A 16,229-nucleotide genomic window follows, 5' to 3' on the forward strand; every position below is an offset into this window, starting at 1 on the left:
CGCCGCTAGAAGTCCGCGGGCCGCAGCGGCGGCGCCAAGGCCTCACGGAAACCGTCCAGTTCGTCCTCCAGGAGCAGGTCGAACCGCTGGGCGCCCGGAGCGATCCCGAGAGCGCGGCGCTGCCCCTCGGTGAACCCGTACAGCCATGCGGCGATCTCCTCGGTCAGCGGCCGCCGCGCGAGCAGCGCCCAACTGCCCGGCCGCCGACCGCCGGGATCCAGCACCGGAAGCCGGGCGTCCGCGAGCGCGCCCGCCCGGTCCAGGGCCACGGCGACCTCGGCCGACTCCAGGCCGGACCCGTCCACGGGGGAGGGGCCGAGATCGAGCAGCTCCACGGCCTCGCCGACGGCCTCCGAGGCCTCGGCCAGCCAGTCCCCGAAGGGCTCCGCGTCCCGCAGACCCGTCCGCACCAGACCCAGGACCACCGCGTCCACGAAGGGGGTCGGCCGGTCGAGCGGGCTGAACTCCGAGGGCGCGGGGACGACGCCGCCGGCCGCCCGGAGCCACCGGTCGAGGTCTTCGTCACGGTCGGCGGCCAGCCGCAGCGACACCGCCCGCCCCGGCCCGGTCCGTCCCGATGCGCAGGCCTCCAGGAGGGAGGCGTACAGCGCGGGCCACCACAGCCGCACGGCGGCGAGGACCTGCCGCTCCTCGGACGGAACACCCCACACCGCACCCGAGTTCAGCTCCTCGACGACCGCCCGGGCATCGACCCCGGGCGCGGGCTCCGGCCTCGCCGGATCCGCCACCGCCCGCGCCGCGTCGAGGAGTTCGCTCGCGCACCGACGCGCCACGGCGGAGGAGGCGCCGAACGGCAGCGGCACGGCCGGGCGCCTGCGGCGCGGCGGCCCGCCCGTCTCGCCGTCCGACGTCCGCGACCGGAGCAGGTACTCCCCGTGCCCCAGCGTCCTCGCCAGGTGCTCGGCCGCCTCCTGGACCTCGACGGGGTGCTTCCCGTGCACCTGGACGACGACGGCCCGCAGGTCCCAGCCGAAGCCGTCCAGCCGGTCGAGCTCCCCGGCGAACCCCGCCCCCGGCTCCTCCCCGGCCGGCCAGCGGAGCACGAGTCCGACGCCCCGGTGGTCCTCGCCGTCGGCCTTCCCGTACGCGGGGGACACGGCACCGCGCAGGGCGGCCTCCGTCGCCGGGAGCCGTCCGTCCCGCACGTCGTGGACGTACCAGCGCCGCCGCCCCTCGTGCGGGAGCCCCTTCGCGGCACGGGCCCGCAGCAGGTTCCGCTCCGCCTCGGTGAGGACCGTGACCAGGTCGTCGGCCCCGGGATCGGCCAGGACGTCCCGTACCGGCCGCTCGGCGAGGCACCACCGGACGTCCAGCTGTACGCGGTGCCGCTCGTCCGGCAGCCCGAGCGCCGGTTCGCCCGTCACGGGCATCCGGTGCGCGACGGGCGCCAGACGCGCGGGCCCGATCACCGGCAGGTCGCCGACCGTCAGCTCCGCGCTGTCGCGCCGCGCGTACAGCACGGGGACGGCGACGGCGCCCTCCAGGGCGACGGCCCCCTCCCGCAGGGCGAGGTCGACGGGGAGCCCGCGCACGAGAGCCCCGAAGAACCGCCCGGCGAAACCGGCGGCCTGACCGTGACTCACCTTCCCCTGGACGGCCACGACATGGGACACACCCGACCGGACCAGCTTCTCGGCGGCGGACACCCCGCGCCCGGACCGCTCGGCCGCGTCGTGCGAGCCGTCCGTCCAGGAGGCGGCCGAATCACAGGCCATGAGGACCGCGAGCCCGACACCGCCGTCCCGCAGCCACCCGGACAGCACGTCCACGTCCAGCCAGGACGCATCCGCGTCGTCGCCGCCCACCACCAGACCGCCGGCGATGTGATGCCCGCCGAAGTAGAACACCTGCGCGCCCCCGAGCAGGGTCCGCCGGATGCCCTCCGCCGTCGCGGGGGAGTCCACGACCAGGGCGGAGAGGCGCGAATCGCGCACCACGTCCTCCACTCCCCGCCGATCGGCGTCCCCGAGCGAGCCGGGCGCCGGCGCGTGCACGGTCTCCCGGCCCGCGGGCGTGGTGATCCGGCCGTGCACGGACGTGGCATCGGCCACGGCCACGATCCCGGCACCGGTCGGAACGACGGACGCCGCCGAGGGCCGGGGGGCGACGTCCCGGACCAGGGCGAACCAGGGGTGCCGCCCGAGCTCGAGGCCTCCGTCCGGCGGCAGCGCCAGGGACCCGGCCCACTCCGCCCAGGCGTCCGCGCCGGCGAGCGCCGACGGCAGCCGCACCGATTCCCAGCGCAGGGCCCCGAGGTCGTACGCCCCCGCCTCCTCGACGTCGGGCAGGAGAAGCCGCAGCCGCAGGTACCGTTCGGGACCCAGCAGCGGGGCCCGGTCGGCGACACGAGCGCGTACGGGCTCCGGGAAGAGCAGCTTCGCCAGCAGCGACGCGGTTCCGGGCGGGGTCGCGACGCCAGGGGGGACGAGCAGCCCCGGGCCCACGGGGAACGTCCGCCGCGGCGTCTCGTGGTCCGGCTCGCCGTCGACGAGGACGACCGTGGCGACCCGCCCGTCCTGCCAGGACAGCCGGATGGTGATGTCCGGGTCTCGCTCCACCAGTTGCTCCCTGCGTCCGTGTGGGCTCCAGAATGACACCACCGGAGGGTTCGGAACGAGGGAGGCGTGATCGGTGCGGCACGAGAACGGGTACACGGGGCCCCCGCGCTGGAAGTTGGAGGAGGACCTGCGTGCTCTGCGGGCCTCCGACCTGTGGCACCGGCCGGAACTGGCCGACGAGGCCCGGGACGAATGGGAGGCGCTCCTGAGCGACGAGGACATCGACCAGGAGGAGTTCGAGGGCCGACACACCGATATCCTGATCCTGTGCGGGGGTGCGAGCGAGACCTGGGACCTCTTCGAGGCCAGGCTCCGGGAGGGGGAGCGCGGTCTCTCCGACGAGGTCCCGATCAGGAGCGGTCCGCCCCCGGCCGCCGCCGACACGGGCGGGGATCCGGTCGAGTTCGACGTCGAACCCGAGCCGGATTCCGCCCCCGTGAACGAAGACCGGTTCCTCAACCTGGCGGTCGTCTGGCCGCTCTCCCGGCAGACCGTCCCCGAGGACCGCACCCTCGGCTCGGGGAGCCGGTACGAACTCCGCGTGGACATCGGCGAACTGTCCACGAAGAGCCTCCTAGCCGGGCAGGCCAAGCCCTTCCCCGAGTCGCCGCTCCCGCACACGGACGACGAGGGCCGCGGCGACTGGCTGGAAGTGAGCGTCGTCAGCGAGGACTTCACCTTCCCGGCGGTCGTCGTGCACCCACTCTTCCTGCCTCTGCAGGGCGGCAGCTGGGTCTGCCCCTGCCCGCCCGGCGGGCGGCACGTGTGCGAGGCGGGACACCGGGGCCGGCACCTGCACATCCCGTTCATCGCCCCGGAGGAGCCCGGCCCGGCGCGGATGCGGGTGTACGTCTCGTACCGGGGGAACCAGCTCCAGTCGGTGTCCCTGACCGCCTGGGTCGCCGCCCGGGAGAGCGCGGGCGGCGCGACGACGGCCGTCATCGACTACACCCTGACGCCCGGATTCGCGGACCTCGCGGAGCTGCCCGCACGGACCGCGGGCGTACGGGTGGGCCGCGGCGGCGACGGCACGATGACGGTCGACGTCACCTCGCAGTACGGTCCCGTGGCCACGTTCTGGCTCGGTGACCACCAGGTGCTCGACGTCCTGCAGAAGGCACGCGCGGCCCTGCTCGACTGCCACGCTGTGTGGAAGGGCGAGGGGAAGGACCGCCACCTCGAGAGCCTGCTCGGCCCGGACAACGGCAAGTCGCCCGAGGCCCGGTTCCACGACATGGCGAAGCTGGCGCGGCTCGGCTGGTCCTTCTTCCAGATGATCGCGCGGGGCCGGAGGGAGCGGGCGGCGCTGATGAGCGTCCTGCGGGAACCCGCCCAGATCCAGATCTGCCGCGAGGAACACCAGGACCTGGTCTTCCCCTGGGGCCTGCTGTACGACATCCGCGTCGAGAGCCAGACACAGCTCACGCCCTGCGGGCCCGGCTTCGCCCAGGTGGCGGCGGACGCCACGGCCCGCTCCTGCCCGGCGCCGGAAGGCCACGGGCTCAACACGCTCTGCCCGTACGGCTTCTGGGGATACCGCCACTTCATCGAGCATCCGCCGTCCGTCCCGCGCGGGCGGCGCCTGCGGCTCACGGCGGGCCGCCCGGGCGCCGCCCCCGCACTCACCGTGGCCCGCAGCAACCGCCTCGACGCCCGACTGGCGGACCGTCACCTCACCATGCTGCGCGCGGGGTTCCGGCAGATGAACGTCTACGACCGCAGCGCGACCCTTCGCGATGCCCTCATCAGCGATCCGGGGGACTGCGTGTACTTCTACGGCCACGGGCGCAGGCCCCGCGCCGCCGAAGGCGAGTACTCCAGTGCCACGGTCCTGGAGATCGGCGACACGGACCGGATCCTCCCGGAGGACCTGAATGCCTGGGCGGGGGACGAGGGATGGGACCGGTGGGACGAACTCGCACCCCTCGTCTTCCTCAACGGCTGTCACACCGCCGACCGCACCCCCTCCTCGTGGCTGGGCTTCGTCGACACCTTCACCGAACTCCACGCCTCCGGTGTCATCGGCACCGAGATCACCATGGACCAGGCGCTCGCCGGCGAGTTCGCCGAACGCTTCTGGGCGGCACTGCTCGACGGGGAGGAGGTCGGTGCCGCCATGCACCGCGTCCGGATCGAGCTGCTGCGCAAGGGCAACGTCCTCGGGCTCGCCTACACCGCGTACTGCTCCGCGGCGCTCCGCCTGCGCTCGGGCCGCTGACGGGATGCCGGGCCGCCGCCCTCGGTCACTCCTCGCCCATCCACGTGGACGTGGTCGAGCCGGCGCCGGCCTCCTCCCGCCGTACCGGGGCCGCGTCGGGGGCCTCCGCCTGCGCGGGCACCTCGGCGCGGAGCCCGGCCTTCGCCTTGGCCTCGGACCGGTCGACGAGGAGGCCGACCACGAAGTAACCGAAGAAGCCGGCGAACAGACCGATGCCGTACATGGCGAAGAGATCCGGCTCCGCGAACTGGTTGTTCACGACCGCGCCGCCGCCCAGTGCCGCGATCACGGTGACGATGTCGGCGATCTTCGACCCGTCGGCCGCGCGTCGCAGCGTCCGGTAGGCGATCCACCCGATGACCGCGCCGAAGGCACCGGCCCCCCAGAGGCTGAGCGTCGAAACCTGCATGTGTGCTCCTCACGTCGCCCGTGCGTACGCGGATCAAGGTACCGGTGTGACAGGGCTCACGGCGCCGCGCCCACCGCCTCCGCACGCCCGGAGGAGGACGATGCCGCCCCGGCGCGCCGATGCGCCCCGCTCAGGACGAGTCGCGGGCTCCGCGGGGAATCGCCAGGTCCGTCAGGAGCGCCTCGCCGGGGCGGAGGTCCGTCCAGGTGCCGGACCAGGTCAGGACGGCGATCGCAGAGGTCGGGAACTTGGTCCGCACGCGGTCCAGGGCGTCCCCGACCGACCTGGTCGCGAGCAGCAGGACCAGGTCTTCGAGGCCCGGGTTGTGCCCGACCAGGAGCAAGGTCGCGACCTCGTCGGGTACGTCGTGGAGGACGTCGAGCAGCTCCGGGGCGTCCGCCCCGTACAGCCGCGGGTCGTGGCGGGTCGGCACGGGGCCGGCCAGCTCCGCGGCGGCCAGCTCCCAGGTCCGGCGGGCGCGCCGGGCGGGGGAGCACAGGGCGAGGTCGGGCAGTACGCCGCTCTCCGCCAGGAAGCTCCCGGCGGCCGGGGCGTCGCGCAGCCCGCGCGGGCCGAGGGGACGGTCCCGGTCGGCGACGCCCTCCGGCCAGGCGCTCTTGGCGTGCCGCAGGACGAACAGCCGACGCGGTCGGTCGTCGGCGGGTCCGGCGCGTTCAGGCGTTTCGGTGGAGGGCGGCACATCCCCGAGCGTAAGGGGCGGATCGCCGAACGGCCATGGACGCTACGGGTACGTCCGCACGTCGTCGTCGTAGTCGCGGGCCCGGTCCCGTACGAGCTCGGGCAGCGTGCCCGTCGCCAGGTCCGCGAGGGTCGTGCTCTCCAGGACCTGGCGCAGACTCGTCCGCACGGCACGCCACACATCCGGCAGGGGAGCCGCCGCACCCTGGTACTCGAGACCCGTCAGCTTCAGGTCCCGCACGCTGACGAGTGGTCCGTCCATCGCGCGGATGACGTCGGCGAGGGTGATCTCCGCGGACGGCCGGGCGAGGGAGTAGCCACCGTCGGGGCCGCGCACGCTGCGCACCAGACGCGCCTGCCGCAAGTCGCTCAGTACGACGAAGAGGAAGCGGCCGGGGATGTTCTGGCGTCCGGCGATGTCCTCGGCCTTGAGGGGCCGGTCCGGGGAGCAGGCCAACTCGGCCATGGCCCGGATGGCGTAGTCCGTTCGTGCTGAGATCCTCACGGACCCAATGTCTCACGAGTGGCGGGAACCTGACCTGCGGCGGCGGCACTCACAGGCCGTCAGCGGCACTCCGGCGCGTTGTCGTTGTCCGGAAGCGGCATTGCGACTCCACTTTGTTCATCGACATAGTGAACATCCGTCGTGCAGTACCCGTTCCTGGTCGGAGGTCTCCGTGGTGTCCGTGGTGCCTGTCGTGTCCTCGCCGTCCGCCGAGGCCGCCCGTCCTCGATCGACCGTGGCAGTCGTCGGCGCGGGCGCGGCCGGTGCGCTCGTCGCCGTCCAGCTGTGCGAAGGGGCGGCCCGACGCCGTGTCCCGCTCGATCTGGTCCTCGTCGACCCCGCGCCGGAGGCGGGCCGGGGCACCGCGTACGCCACCGAGGTTCCCGAGCACCGGCTCAACGTGCCCGTCGGTGGCATGAGCTGCTACCCGGACGACCCGGGTCACTTCCGGCGCTGGCTCTGCCACCACGGCGAACCCACCGTCACCGCGGCGGACTTCGCCCCCCGGTACCGCTACGGCTCGTATCTCGCCGACACGCTCGGCCGGGCCGTCATCACGGCGCACGGCACGGTCTCCGTACGGCGGCTGCGCACCAGGGCGGTGGGGTGCGCCGACGCGGCCGGAGGGCGTCTGGAGCTCGAGCTCGCCGACGGCGGCACGCTGACGGCGGACAGCGTGGTCCTCGCCACCGGGCCCGCGGCGGGCCGGTCCGGCTGGGCCCCGGCCGAGCTGGTCGCCTCCGACCGGTTCGTCCCCCGTCCCTGGACGCCGGGCGCGCTCGACGCGGTCGGCGAGTCGGACGACGTCCTCCTCGTCGGCACCGGTCTCACCGCCGTCGACCTCGCGCTCGTCCTCGACCGTCCCGGCCGCACGGTGCACGCCGTGTCCCGCAGCGGGCTGCTTCCCCAGCCGCACGCGGTCGCCCCGCTGCCCCCCGTACCGCCGCCGCCGGGCCTCGCCGCTCTCCCGTTCCACCGCCTCCGCAGGGAGCTGACGCGGCACTTCGCCGCCACGCGCCGCGCCCACGGCGACTGGCGGCCCGCACTCGACGGGCTGCGGCCCGAGATCGTACGGCTCTGGCAGGGACTCACCGACGAGGAGCGGGCCGAGTTCCTCGGCCGTGACGCCACCCTGTGGAACGTGCACCGGCATCGCATGGCACCCTCCACCGCCGAGACCGTCGCCCGGGCGCGCGCCGCCCGCAGGCTCCGCGTCCACGCCGGCCGGGTCGCCTCCGCGGCACCCCAGGAGGACGGCGGCCTGATCGTCTCCCTCTCCGACGGCCGTGAGCTGCGCGTGGCATGGGTGGTGGACTGTACGGGGCCGGGGCTGCGGGCCGACGCCGGCGGCGACCCGTTGTGGAGCGGGCTGCTGTCCGACGGCCTCGCCGCACCCGGACCGCTGGGCATCGGCGTGTCCACCGACGGCGGCAGGCTGCTCGACGCCCGAGGGAACCCGGAGCGGCCGCTGTTCACCCTGGGCGCGCCCCGCCGGGGCGAGCTGTGGGAGACGACCGCGATCCCCGAGATCCGCAACCAGGCCAAGGAGGTCGCCGAGGCCGTACTCGCCCCGCTCACCAGCAGCCCCCGGTCGGTACGCCGCCGGCCCACCGACCAGTTCGGGCTGCCCCTGTCCACCCATGCCGCGGCCGCGGCGTCCTTCCGCTGCGGACTCGCCCGGGTGATCACCGTACGGGCGAAGGCGGCCGAGTCGTTCGCGCGCGCCACCGAACTCGACCCCGGCTTCGCGCTCGGGCACGCCGCACTCGCCCTGCTCGGTCACGAGTGCGGAGCGGACGTCGACGTCGCCCGGGAGCTGGCGGACGCCCAGCGCAGCGTGCGGGAACGCGGCGACGAACGGGAGCGGTCGTTCGTCGACGTCGTCACGCGCCGCATCAGGGAGCACGAAGCCCCCGCAGGCGCCGCGGGCGACGGCGACACGGCGCTCGTCGACCACCTCGCACGCTTCCCCGCCGACGCGTTCGCGCTCGGCATCGCCGTCCCCACCATCGCCTTCTCCGGCGTCGCGGATCTCGACGGCACACTGGCCCTCGGTCTGGTGGAGCGGACCGCGCCCGCCTACGAAGGGCACTGGTTCCACACCTCGCTCCTCTCCTTCGTCCGGCAGGAGCAAGGAAGGATCGAGGAGGCCGGCGAGCTCGCCCGGACGGCGCTCGCCGCACAACCCGCCTCCGGCCACGCCGTGCACGCCCTCGCCCACGTCCACTACGAGTCCGGTGACCACCGCACCGGCCGGGACTGGCTCGACGGCTGGATCGGCGGCCAGGGGCGGGGCGCCGTGCACCGGGCGCACTTCTCCTGGCACGTGGCGCTCCACGAACTGGCCCTCGACGACTCCGCGGCGGTACGCCGCCGCTGGTTCGCCCAGCTGGCCCCGGCCCAGGTGAACGGGGTGCGGGCCCTCGTCGACTCCGGCTCCCTGTTGTGGCGGGCCCGCATGTCCCGGAACTGGACCGGTCGCGTCCCCGTCGACGGCGTGCTCGACGCGGTCGCCCGCGATCTGGTCGAACGTCCCTCGACCGCGTTCACGGCCCTGCACAGCGCCGTCGCCCTCGCCGCCGCCGGCGACCTCCCCGCACTCCGCCGCCTGCGCACCCACGCGGCCGGCGCGGACCCGGTGCAGCGGGAGGTCGTCGTCCCGCTGTGCAGCGCGCTGGAAGCGGTCCTGGAGGAGGAATGGGCCACCGCGGTGCGGGAACTGCGCGGACTGCTGCCCTCGCTGCGCCGCGTGGGAGGCAGCGCGGCACAGCGCGAGGTCGTCGAGGAGACCCTGCTGTACGCGCTGGTGGAGGCGGGGCACAGCGACACCGCCCGCCACCTCCTCGAACAGCGCCTCGACCGTCGCGCGTCCCCGCTCGACCGGCGCAGGCTGGCCGGACTGAGCCCCCGCGCGTGAAGCCCGCGCCGGGGGAGCGGCAGCAGCACGACGCGTGACGCGTCGTCCGTTTCGTCTCCTGGCGGTACGGCCCCGTCGACGGAACCCGGAAGGGGCGCGACGGAAGACGACGGGGAGGCGCCGGAGTCCTCGGCCGAATATGTCGAGCACGGCTGGTTGAAGGGGCCGCCAGGGGGCAGGCGCGCGGATACCAGGCCGCCGGGACCGGCCGCGTGGCCGACCGCATCTCGGGAGACGCATCGTGACTTCCGCAGGCGGAAACGTGACCCCGGACGCCACTTGCGTCGGAGCCGATGACGGCGTCCTGGAGGCGGCGAAGAGGATGACCGACCGCGACATCGTGGTGGTCCTCGGTGTGGGGAAGGCCCCCCACCCGTACGGCCGGCGAGTTCGCCCGGGGTGAGGCGGTCACCGTCGGTGCCGACGACGAGGCGGCCGAGATCCTGCGGACCATGGCCGAGTACGAGGTCCGTCGTCTGCCCGTGATCGACGGCCCCACCCCCGTGGGTGTCGTCGCCCGGGCCGATGCAGCCCGTGCCCTGCCCGACCCGCAGGGCGGTGAACTCCTCGGAGCCCTCTCCGGCCGACGCCCCCGGCAGGCCTGCGGGCCGGCGGCGGGGCGCTGGAACACCCATGCGTGACAGAGGAGGCGCAATGAAAGCCGTGACCTGGCAGGGCCGCCGCAAGATCGAGGTGGCAACCGTTCCGGACCCGCGGATCATCGATCCCACGGACGCCGTGATCGAGGTGACGACGACCGGGCTGTGCGGGTCCGATCTGCACCTGTACGAGGTGCTCGGGCCGTTCCTGGACGCGGGGGACGTCCTGGGGCACGAGCCGATGGGGGCCGTCGCGGAGGTGGGGCCCGAGGTCCGGGACCTGAAGCCCGGGGACCGGGTGGTCGTGCCCTTCAACGTGTCCTGCGGCACCTGCTTCATGTGCGCGCAGGGCCTGCATTCGCAGTGCGAGACCACCCAGGTCCACGAGCACGGCACCGGCGCCAGCCTCTTCGGGTACACCAAGCTCTACGGGCAGGTGCCCGGCGGGCAGGCCGAGTACCTCCGCGTCCCCTTCGCCGACACCCTCCCGATCCGGGTCCCCGAGGGCCCGCCGGACGAACGGTTCGTGTACCTGTCGGACGTCCTGCCGACCGCCTGGCAGGCCGTCGACTACGCCGACGTCCCGCCCGGCGGCAGCGTCGCCGTCCTGGGCCTCGGGCCCATCGGCGACATGTGCACCCGCATCGCAGCCCACCGCGGGGCCGGCCAGGTGATCGGCATCGACCTGGTGCCCGAACGGCTCGCCCGCGCCGTCGGCCACGGCGTCCTGGTCTACGACCTGTCCCGCTACGGAGACCGGCTCGTCGAGGCGGTCCGCGACGCGACCGGCGGCCGCGGCCCGGACGCCGTGATCGACGCCGTCGGCATGGAGGCCCACGGCGGCGGCACCGTCCGGGCCGCGCAGACGGTGACCGGCCTGCTCCCGGACGCCTTGGCCTCCGCGCTGATGAAGAAGGCGGGCGTGGACAGCCTGGGCGCCCTGAACCTGGCCATCGAACTCGTACGCCGAGGCGGCACCATCTCCCTCTCCGGCGTCTACGGCGGAGCCGCCGACCCGCTGCCGTTGCTCACGATGTTCGACAAGCAGATTCAGCTGCGCATGGGACAGGCCAACGTCCGCCGGTGGGTCGACGACCTGCTTCCCCTGCTGACCGACGGGGACCCCCTCGGAGTCGAGGGCTTCGCCACCCACCACCTGCCCCTGGACGACGCCCCACAGGCGTACGAGGACTTCCAGAAGAAGCGCGACAACATGGTGAAGGTCCTCTTCCACCCCTGACGGCCGCACCGGCGGACACGGCAAGCCCCGATGGCGGGGCCACCGTTTCCGCCCTCCCCGAGCGGGCAGGCGGTCGGATACGGATCAGTCGAGGACACCCGTACTGGACGCGCTGGCCGCCTGCCACGAGGCCGGTCAGACGCCGTTCACCCCGCCGGGACACAAGGTATACGCGGCCCTCGACGGATGGCGGCGCCAGATGGTCGAGCACGGCAAGTCCCTGTACGACGACGCCCTCGCCCTCGCCGACCGGGTCCGCGCCCGCATCTCCCGCATCGACGGCCTCCACGTCCATGACCGCGCCGACTTCTGCGGCCCCGGAAAGGCCTCCGACCTGGACCCCCTCCAGATCGTCATCGACATCAGCGCCTGGCGGGTCACCGGCTACCGCGCCGCCGACTGGCTGCGCCGGAACCACCGCATCAACCTCCACGTCTCCGACCACCGCCGGGTCAGCGCCCAGCTCACCCACGCCGACGACGACCGCACCGCCGACATCCTGCTCGCCGCGCTCTCGGACCTCGCCCGCCACGCGCCCCGACCGCGCACCGGACAGCCGGTGCACCTCCCCGCACCCGGCGAACTCCGCCCGGAGCAGGCGGCCCTGCCGCGGGACGCCTTTTTCGGACGCACCGAGCAAGTCCCGTGGGAGCGGGCCCGAGGACGCATTGCCGCCGAGATGCTCACCCCGTACCCGCCGGGCATCCCGGCCGCGCTGCCCGGTGAACGTCTCACCACGGACGTCCTGCGCTATCTCCGCACCGGCGTCGAGGCCGGCATGGTCGTACCCGATGCCGTCGACACCGGCATGACGACCATCAGGGTCCTGTGCGATGAGGGCTGACAGGAAAGGACGTCGTGTCGCAGGGGGGAGGGGGGCCCATCGAGTGCGTTCACGCGGTCGAGCGGTGGGACCCGCCGTGCGGGACGCGGAGGGCTCGTAGGGCTGCCCGGGCCGCGTTGGCCCCCGGGGCGCCGTGGACACCGCCGCCGGGGTGGGCGGTGGCGGACGCGAGGTAGAGGCCGCGGATGGCCGTGCGGGGGCGGCCGGCGCCGGGCAGAGGGCGGAAGAGGAGCTGCTGGTGGAGTTGGGTGGTGCCCTGGTTCACGGCGCCGCCCACCAGGGCGGGGTTGAGGCGTTCCAGGTCGGGCGGGGCGAGGATGCGGCGGGCGGTGATCGTGGAGCGGAAGCCCGGGGCCAGGAGTTCGATGCCGGCTTCGACCCGGGCGGCGATCGCCTCCTTCTCCCGGAGGCTCCAGGAGCCGCGGATCGCGTCGTCTCCGGCGTCGGAGCGGATGCGCTGGGGCACGTGGGTGTAGCCCCACGCCGACTCGGTGCCGACGGGGGAGCGGGTGGGGTCGGCGGTGGTCATCTGGCCCAGAACGGTGAACGGCACGTCCGGGACCTGTCCCATGGCCAGCTGGGCGGCGAAGCGGGTGAGGGCGTCGAGACCCTCGGCGATGTGGACGGTCCCGGCGCCGTGCGCTCCCTCGCTGGTCCAGGGGATCGGCCGGGACAGCGCCCAGTCGATCTTGACGGTGGCCAGGTCCCATTGGAAGCGGTGCAGGTCGGCGCGGAGCCGGGCCGGCAGGTGGTCTTCGCCGACCAGCCGCTCGTACAGCACGGGAGCGGGGACGTCGGCGAGTACGGCGCGCCGGGCGGGCACCTCCGTGCCGTCGGCGGTGCGGACCGCGACCGCGCGCCCGTCGCGTATGACGACCCGGGTCACCGGACGTCCGCAGTGGAGTGTCGCTCCACGTGCCAGCAGTCGGCGTACGAGTGCGTCGGTGAGGCTGCCGGCGCCCCCGACGGGGACGGGGAAGCCGTGGGTCTGTCCGAGCATGCACATCAGCCAGCCGAACCCGCCGCCCAGCGCGGATTCCGGTGCCAGGTCCGCGTGCAGGGCGTTGCCCGCGATCAGGAGCGGGCCGCCCTCGCCGGTGAAGTGCTCCTCGCCGAAGCGGCGGGCGGGCAGGAGCATGTCGCGGAAGAGCCGCAGCCCTTCGTCGATGCCGGTGCGGGCGGCGAGCCGCAGTCCGGACCGCACGGGCGGGAAGGGGGTGAACAGGCAGCCGATGAGATCCTCTCCGTAGCACTGCCAGAGGCGGTGCAGGTGGTGCCAGGAACGTGCGTCGCCGGCGTCGAAGCGGGCCAGGGAAGCGGCGGTGTCGTCCGGGTGGCTGCCGAGGACCGCGCAGCGTCCGTCCCTCAGCGGGTGTCCGACGACGGCCGGGGCGCGGCTCCACCGCAGCCCGTACCGCTCCAGGGCGAGGCCCCGGATGGCGGGGGAGGCGGCGGCCAGCGGGTAGAAGGCGCTGAACAGGTCGTGGACGTAGTCGGGGTGGACGCCCCGGTCGCTGCGCACTGCGCCGCCGGGTCGGTCCTGCGCCTCGAGGACCACGACCTGCCAGCCGGCGTCGGCGAGGAGGTTGGCGGCCACCAGGCCGTTGGGGCCGGCCCCGATGACGACGGCGTCAGGCGTGGGCACGGGTCTCGGCCTTCGCCGCGGACTCGACGACCTCGCTCAGCCGGGCGAGCACGCTCCGGTGGCGCCAGCGCAGCAGGGCGTCCAGCGCCGCGTTGTGCCAGCCGGCCGCCGGACCCGCCAGGGGATGCTCGTCCATCACGACCAGGGTGTCTTCGCCCCAGGGGTCGATCCGGAAGGCGATCCTGGCACTGCCGACACCGCTCTTGGCCTCCAGTTCGAGCCGGTGCGGCGGTTCGCAGCGCCGGGAGACGGTGCGGCCGTGGTACGTCCACGGGCCGGCCTTGAGGGCGTAGCCCAGCTCGGCGCCCTCGGCGGGCCATCCGCCGCCTTGAGGCCAGGAGCGGTGAGTGCCCACGACCCAGCGGCCGTACTGGCGCGGATCGCTCAGGACGGACCAGACCTCCTGGGGCGTGGCGTGCACGAGACGGTGCCACTGTGCCATGACTACGACCTCCTCCGGAACGGAAGACCTCTGGTTCGGAACGATGTGGTGGGCGGGCTGCCCGGCCCGGAACGGAGCACCGAGCGGGCACCGACAGCTCCCGCCGCCCCGATCACGGCGGCCACGGCGGCTCGGCGCCCCAGCGTCCGCAGCGACGCATGCGCCCCGCCGCGGACCGCGGCGGCGCCGTCGCACGCCCTGTACAGCGCGCCGGTGGTGACCGGTGCCGTATCGGGGGCGTCGAGGTAGCCGTGCTCGGTGCGCGAGGCGACGGCCCGTTCCACGAGCCCGGGAGCGACCGTGTGGGCCCACGGCAGCAGTCGGGCTCCCGGTCCCACCCGGACTCGCCGTCGAGGGCGCGCGGCAGTACGGACGACCACGCGCGCCACGCGCTCGGGGGTGGCTGTCGGGGGCAGGGACTTCAGGCGGCGCCGGGAGTGGTTGCCCATGTGGGTGAAGAACGGGGTGTCGACGCCGGCGGGCAGCACGGTGCAGACGGCGATGCCCCGGCCTCCGGTCAGGGCCAGTTCCTGGCGCAGGGTCTCGTCCAGGCTGACGAGGGCGGCCTTGGAGGCGGCGTAGGCGCCCATGTAAGGGGCCTGGACGGCACCTCCGAGGACGGAGGAGACGGTGATCAGCACGCCACGGCCCTGGTCCCGCATGTACGGGAGCGCGGCGCGGGCGCCCCTCACGGGGGCCAGTACGTTCACGTCCCACACCCGACTCATGTCGGCGACCGGCACCTGCTCGACAGTGCCGAGAACGCCGATGCCGGCTGCGTTCACCCAGACGTCGATGCGACCGAACCGGGCGACGGCCGTCTGCGCGATGCGCACCATGGCCCCCTCGTCCGAGACGTCCGCACAGGCCCACGCGGCTTCTGCCCGGGGATGCGCGCCGGCACACTGCCGTGCCACCTGCTCCAGTGCTCCGGCGCTGCGGGCAGTCAGCACGACCCTCGCACCACGCTTGGCGAAGGCCAGCGCGGTGGCCCGACCGATCCCGCTGGACGCACCCGTCACCACGACCACGGCTCCGGGCGGTTGTGCGCGTTGAACCCTCATGCTCTGCGTGTCACCGGTTTCAGCCGTTCCACGCACGGGTCGGCCGTAGCGATGGGCCCGGTGGACCGGCGGCGGGGAGCAGCCCCCTTCTCCGCCGGGGGCGGGCCGGCCTTTCGACACGACGGCGCGCGGAAGGAGGTCCACGTCTAGAGCGCCAGGACGATGCCGTACACCAGGAAGAACAGTGCCACGAGGACGGCCACGCCGATGATGACGGCCAGCGGACCGCCCGCCCAGCCGCGTTTCAGCGGCCTGTGAGGGCCCGTGGCCGTCCCGGTGCCGGATTCCGCCGGCGGTGTCTCACCGGCGGGTACGGCGCCTCCGCGGGTCAAACCGGTAGTACGGTCCGGGTCTGGGTCTGGATTGTTGGTAGTCATACCCCGCTGCTCCCCCGATCCGGCACCGTCATGCGGTACTCGCGGCCCGGATGGGGTCACGGCAGAGGGGTTCCGCCGGTGGCGTTGACGATCTCGCCGGTGATGTAGGAGGCCCGGTCGGAGGCGAGGAAGACGTACGCGGGTGCCATCTCGGCCGGCTGTGCGGGCCGGCCCAGCGGCGACTGCTCGCCGAACTTCGTCGCGTCGGGCATCGTCGCGGGGATCAGCGGGGTCCACACCGGTCCCGGCGCCACGGCGTTGGCCCGGATCCCCCGCTCGGCCAGCATCTGGGCGAGGCCGTGGGTGAAGGAGATGATCGCGGACTTGGTCATGGCGTAGTCGAGCAGGTGCGGACTGGGTTGGTAGCCCTGCACGGAAGCCGTGTTGATCACGCAGCTCCCGCGCGGCAGGTGGACCAGCGCGGCCTTGGTGAGCCAGAACATCCCGTACAGGTTGGTCTTCATCACCCGGTCGAACTGCTCGGTGGTGATCGCCTCGATGCCGTCCGGTTGGGCCATCTGGTAGGCGGCGTTGTTGACGAGCAGGTCGATGCCGCCCAGCTCGGCCACCGTCCGGTCGACGAGGGCGGTGCACTCGTCCTCGTGGCGGATGTCGCAGGCGACCGCCATCGCCGTGCGGCCGGCCTGTCGGATCAGGCGGGCGGTCTCTTCGGCGTCGTCGGCTTCTTCGG

At 74.0% G+C, this 16,229-nt stretch carries 13 protein-coding genes and 1 pseudogene; 5 read left to right on the forward strand and 9 right to left on the reverse strand.

Annotated elements, in window-relative coordinates; translation table 11 throughout:
* Positions 1–5: 5 nt before the first annotated feature.
* Positions 6–2,579 carry a CHAT domain-containing protein gene (locus CCN56_RS08705; RefSeq protein ID WP_143664469.1) on the reverse strand — a complete coding sequence of 858 codons (2,574 nt, stop codon included), beginning with the start codon at positions 2,577–2,579 and terminating at the stop codon, positions 6–8.
* Positions 2,580–2,652: 73 nt separating this feature from the next.
* Here CCN56_RS08705 and CCN56_RS08710 point away from each other — a divergent pair, with 73 nt between their 5' ends.
* Positions 2,653–4,797, forward strand: a complete 2,145-nt coding sequence (locus CCN56_RS08710) for a CHAT domain-containing protein (protein ID WP_143664470.1) — start codon at positions 2,653–2,655, stop codon at positions 4,795–4,797.
* 25 nt (positions 4,798–4,822) lie between these two features.
* On the opposite strand, the gene CCN56_RS08715 is transcribed toward CCN56_RS08710, so the two are convergent.
* The 3 genes from CCN56_RS08715 to CCN56_RS08725 form a co-directional block, all read right to left on the reverse strand.
* Entirely contained in the window at positions 4,823–5,206 is a 384-nt protein-coding gene (locus tag CCN56_RS08715; RefSeq protein ID WP_086825202.1) for a hypothetical protein, read from the reverse strand.
* Positions 5,207–5,336: 130 nt separating this feature from the next.
* Complete coding sequence (locus tag CCN56_RS08720; RefSeq protein WP_086825204.1) at positions 5,337–5,906, reverse strand: histidine phosphatase family protein; 570 nt, start codon at positions 5,904–5,906, stop codon at positions 5,337–5,339.
* Positions 5,907–5,948: 42 nt separating this feature from the next.
* Positions 5,949–6,410 carry an Rrf2 family transcriptional regulator gene (locus tag CCN56_RS08725; RefSeq protein ID WP_086825206.1) on the reverse strand — a complete coding sequence of 154 codons (462 nt, stop codon included), beginning with the start codon at positions 6,408–6,410 and terminating at the stop codon, positions 5,949–5,951.
* Positions 6,411–6,645: 235 nt separating this feature from the next.
* On the opposite strand from CCN56_RS08725, the gene CCN56_RS08730 reads away from it, so the two are divergent.
* From CCN56_RS08730 to CCN56_RS08745, 4 genes and pseudogenes are all read left to right on the forward strand, one after another.
* On the forward strand, positions 6,646–9,327 hold the full coding sequence (locus CCN56_RS08730; RefSeq protein WP_086825222.1) for an FAD/NAD(P)-binding protein: 2,682 nt from the start codon (positions 6,646–6,648) through the stop codon (positions 9,325–9,327).
* Between the two features lie 353 nt (positions 9,328–9,680).
* On the forward strand, positions 9,681–9,968 hold the full coding sequence (locus CCN56_RS08735) for a CBS domain-containing protein (protein ID WP_306300594.1): 288 nt from the start codon (positions 9,681–9,683) through the stop codon (positions 9,966–9,968).
* 13 nt (positions 9,969–9,981) lie between these two features.
* On the forward strand, positions 9,982–11,166 hold the full coding sequence (locus CCN56_RS08740; RefSeq protein WP_086825208.1) for a zinc-dependent alcohol dehydrogenase: 1,185 nt from the start codon (positions 9,982–9,984) through the stop codon (positions 11,164–11,166).
* Between the two features lie 148 nt (positions 11,167–11,314).
* Positions 11,315–12,010 (forward strand): annotated as a pseudogene (locus tag CCN56_RS08745) (ornithine decarboxylase); the annotation flags it as partial.
* A 49-nt stretch (positions 12,011–12,059) separates the two neighbouring features.
* On the opposite strand, the gene CCN56_RS08750 reads toward CCN56_RS08745, so the two are convergent.
* From CCN56_RS08750 to CCN56_RS08770, 5 genes are all read right to left on the reverse strand, one after another.
* Positions 12,060–13,655: an NAD(P)/FAD-dependent oxidoreductase gene (locus tag CCN56_RS08750; protein WP_086825212.1), complete on the reverse strand. Its 1,596-nt coding sequence runs from the start codon at positions 13,653–13,655 to the stop codon at positions 12,060–12,062.
* Positions 13,642–14,097, reverse strand: coding sequence for an SRPBCC family protein (locus CCN56_RS08755; protein ID WP_086825214.1), 456 nt, complete (start codon positions 14,095–14,097; stop codon positions 13,642–13,644). Before CCN56_RS08755 ends, CCN56_RS08750 begins: the two co-directional genes overlap by 14 nt.
* A 2-nt stretch (positions 14,098–14,099) precedes the next feature.
* The gene (locus tag CCN56_RS08760; RefSeq protein WP_086825216.1) at positions 14,100–15,161 is read right to left on the reverse strand and encodes an SDR family oxidoreductase; all 1,062 of its coding nucleotides are present in this window, start codon (positions 15,159–15,161) and stop codon (positions 14,100–14,102) included.
* A gap of 146 nt (positions 15,162–15,307) precedes the next feature.
* The gene (locus CCN56_RS08765) at positions 15,308–15,538 is read right to left on the reverse strand and encodes a DUF6480 family protein (RefSeq protein ID WP_086825218.1); all 231 of its coding nucleotides are present in this window, start codon (positions 15,536–15,538) and stop codon (positions 15,308–15,310) included.
* Positions 15,539–15,594: 56 nt separating this feature from the next.
* The coding region (locus tag CCN56_RS08770) for an SDR family oxidoreductase (RefSeq protein ID WP_086825220.1) at positions 15,595–16,229 on the reverse strand (635 nt) is incomplete at its 5' end.

Source organism: Streptomyces sp. NRRL B-24572 (assembly GCF_002156145.1).
GTDB lineage: Bacteria > Actinomycetota > Actinomycetes > Streptomycetales > Streptomycetaceae > Streptomyces > Streptomyces vietnamensis.